Source organism: Pseudomonas sp. (genome assembly GCF_050739995.1).
Lineage (GTDB): Bacteria > Pseudomonadota > Gammaproteobacteria > Pseudomonadales > Pseudomonadaceae > Aquipseudomonas.
Genome location: NZ_JBOICG010000712.1, coordinates 1 through 3,638 on the forward strand (window position 1 = coordinate 1; position 3,638 = coordinate 3,638).

At 63.8% G+C, this 3,638-nt stretch carries 3 protein-coding genes; all 3 read right to left on the minus strand.

The window, feature by feature from the left end:
- Positions 1-1,967: HlyD family efflux transporter periplasmic adaptor subunit (locus ACRESD_RS24125; RefSeq protein ID WP_431753200.1), on the minus strand; the 1,967-nt coding region annotated here is incomplete at its 3' end.
- Entirely contained in the window at positions 1,967-3,286 is a 1,320-nt protein-coding gene (locus ACRESD_RS24130; protein WP_431753201.1) for an efflux RND transporter periplasmic adaptor subunit, read from the minus strand. The genes ACRESD_RS24130 and ACRESD_RS24125, both read right to left, overlap by 1 nt.
- Positions 3,283-3,638 (minus strand): efflux RND transporter periplasmic adaptor subunit (locus tag ACRESD_RS24135; protein WP_431753202.1); only part of this gene is annotated, 356 nt, incomplete at its 5' end. The genes ACRESD_RS24135 and ACRESD_RS24130, both read right to left, overlap by 4 nt.

Genomic DNA, 3,638 nt, shown 5'->3' on the forward strand with positions numbered 1-3,638 from the left:
CTCTTCAGCCGCGCACCGTATTGAGCTTGCACCGGCTCCGGACGCTGGCTTTCATCTCGACGCACGGCAATCGGCCCGTGGTGGTCGGAGGTCAGTGCCTCTTGGTCAAGATAAGCCACGCCATTGGCGTCGATTTCGGTCAACTCCACCGGGATGGCCGCGTGCATGGGATCATCGGCGATAAAGCGTCCCGTCGAACCTGGCGCTACCCGCCAAAGCTCGGCCTCAGCCAAGTAGCCACGCAGGCGCGCGCCCTCTTCCACGACCTGGGCCAACGAGTCCTTGGGCGACAGCCAACGGCCCACGCTCAGTTGCGGCAGGACATCGCGCACCGTGCCCGCATGGGGTGCGCGCAACAATAGGCGTTCGCGCTGAGCGGCCAAGCCACGGTATTCGGCCAGGGCCTGAGATAGACGCTGATCGTTGATCCCGGCATCCGCCGCCGTTTCGCTGCGCCCGGCCTGGCGGCGCATTTGCAACTGCAAAATTTCCACCTCGCGGCGCACGATGCTTTGTCGCGCATCCAAATCCGGTGATTCCAACTCAATGAGCACCTGGCCCTGGGTCACCACTTGCCCATCCACCACCTTCAGGGTCTTGACCCGCGCCGCCACCGGCGCATGCAACGCACTGGCACGCCCGGCTTCGAGCATGGCCGGCAACTCCACGGCACTGCGCCACGGCACCACCAACGCCAGCAGAATCAACACCAGCCCCAGACTACTCAGCAGCACTCGGGGTGCATGGGCCTGGGTGCGATGGCTCCACCATTCCCGCCACTCCTTGAAGATCGGCAAGAAGATGAACCACACCAGCTCCACCAGCATCAGGAAAATCCCAAGCAGCTTGAAGAACAGGTGATACACCGCCAGCGCAATCCCCAAGAACAGTGCCGCCCGCCACAACCACGCCAAATAGCCCCACCACAATAGGCGTCGCTGCATGGCCGGCGACCACGGCTCCGGTGCCGGTTCGCCATAACCGAACAGCAGTTCGCGCAGGCGCCAGCGACACAGGGCGAAGGCGCGACCTTGCAGGTTATCCACCCCCCATAAATCGCTGATCAAAAAGTAACCATCAAAACGCATAAACGGGTTGAGGTTGATCGCCAGCGTGGTCAACCAAGTGGCGCTGGCCAACATGAACGCCGCCGTGCGCGCCGGACCGTCCGGCAACAACGACCAAGCGAGCAAGGCGATGCACGCCAACAGCAGCTCGGCCATCACCCCACCGGCACCGATCATCAAGCGCGCACGGCGATCATTGACCCGCCAGGCGTCGCTCACATCGGTATAGAACATCGGCAGCAACACCATGAACGCCACGCCCATGCTCTGCACCCGGCAGCCGGCGCGCTTGGCCATAAAGGCATGGCCGAACTCATGGCACAGTTTGGCGAAAAACAGCGCCACACCAAATGCCAGGGCACCGCCGAGGCTGAACAGGTGCGGAAAGGTCGCCAGAAAGCGCTGCCAGTCTCGTGCAACCAGAAATACGCCCAGGACCAGGAGCATAGGCAGGCCGTAACGCAAAAAACCCGGGCCGAAGCGCGCCAGCCACGGCCACACCCGGTTGAGAAACGCGTCCGGGCGCCACAGCGGGATGCGGAAAAAAAGGTACTGGTGCAGCAGGATTTGCCACAGGCTTTGCTTCTGCGCGACAGACTTGTAGAGGTAACTGGCACGCTGTTGCGGATCAAGGGCGGTGATCAGGTCATGGGCGCGCAGAAAGCCCAACAGTTCCTCCACTTCGCTGCCGCCCAGGGGCAAGCCCGGCTCACGATTAGCGGCTTGCAGGACTTTTTCCGGATCACCCAGGGACCAATGGCGCAGCAAGCGAATCGCCGTGGCACCAAGCTTGAAATAGCGCCCGCGCACCGGGTCGGCCAGGGTCCAGCGTGGTGAGCCGTCCAACGCAGCGCCAGCGCTGGACAGTTGCAGGTCTTCACGCAGCTTGGGCAGGCTCATCAGAGGCCAACGCTCTGACGCAGGCCCGCCAATGGCCGCCGCAGCAGATACAGGGCCAGCGGCGCGCGGTCGCCATACAGCTTCGCGGTGCCGCGCAGGCCGATACGAGGAGGCGCATCGTCGAATTGCGCATCGAGCCGATAGGCTAACTGCCCACCCGGCGTAGGCTGGGCTTCATAGGCGGCCCGTTGCAGGGTGGCGAGGTGGCGTTGCAACGGGTCACTGTCGAGGAACAGTGCAACTTGGGCATTGGGCGCCAAGGCAATCGCATCGCCTACCGCCAGCTCAATGCGCAACTCGGCCTGGGCCGGGTCGGCGATCTGCAACAGACGTTCGCCGGTTTGCACGGGCTTGCCGGTCCAGCGGTCGGCGTCGGCAAATACGGCAATACCGTCGCGCTCAGCGTGCACTTCGCTGCGTTTGAGCAACTCACGGGCGTAGTCCCGCTCGGCGCGCTTTTGCTCAACGCGGGCGGCCAACAGGTCAATCTTCGAGCTGGATTCGGCATCGGCAAAAGCGCGTTGGGAATTGGCTTTCAACTCAGCCTCGGCCACGCCCAAGGCCCGCGCCGCCACATCGGCCTGGGCCGTCAGCGTGGTGCTTTCAAAGCGCAGCAGCAGGTCGCCGGCTTTCACGGACTGGTTGGGTTTGACCAGAAACTCTGCGATCACCCCGTCCAAAGGCGCCGCAACGACCTGCCCGGCCAACGGTACCACTTCGGCCGGCGCCAGCACCGATTGGCGCACCGGGATCAGCAGCATCAGCAGCAACGCCACCACCACCGCAACCTGGCGTTTGCGGGTCAGGCGCAAGCGCCACGGTTGGCGCGGTTGCAATGCGTGCCAGGCATGGCTGCAGGTGTCACCCAGTTGCGCCAGCAACACTTGCTCGGCGGGGTTCCACGGCATATCTCGCGCCAGCCACAGGCCGCCGAACACTCGGCCCTGAGGATCAATCAGCGGCAACCAGAACACATGCCCGGCAGACAGGCTCTGCCAGTCGGCCTGTACCGCGCCGCTCAACTGCTCTGCCGGCACCACCCGTGCGGTCTGGCTCAGCGCCAATTTGTGCAACTGCGCCACCGCTTGCTCGACAAACGCCACAAACGGCGCGTTCGGATCGACGCTGCTCACCGCCGTCACCGCCCTCACCTTTCCGGCGATCAACAGAGCGGCGTGGCGATAACCGAACAGCGGTTGACTGTCATTGACCAGGCTGTAGGCCAGTTGCTCGGTGGTACGCGCCGCACGGGTCTGGCGTTCAAGGTCGAGAAACTGCGCAAACACGCGCTCGGCGTGACCGGGCATCGGTGCGTTCATTGCAATTGCGCAAAGTGGGCGGTGCCGCTCATGCCTGCCAGCAGCCCGGAGGCATTGGGCAAGGTCGCCACCAACAGCAGCGTCTGGCTCCCTTCATCGATGCGCGCACCGAGGCGTTTGACTGTGGCCGTAAACGCCTGGCCGGTTTCGTCGGGGGTGAAATTGAAGGTCTGGCCAGGCTTGAGCTTGCCCATCCAGCGCGACGGTACCAGCACATGGATTTCCAGGCTGTGATTGTCGACGATCTCCAGCAACGGCGCCCCGGCCGAAACGCTTTCATAGCGCTGGACCTTGCGCTGCACCACTTGGCCGTCGTACGGCGCCAGCACGCTGCAGCGTTTGACCTGTACTT

What these genes read in the sequence shown, in the direction of transcription:
- ACRESD_RS24130 (WP_431753201.1), bottom strand. Translation starts at nt 3,286, where the DNA reads ATGAACGCACCGATGCCCGGTCACGCCGAGCGCGTGTTTGCGCAGTTT.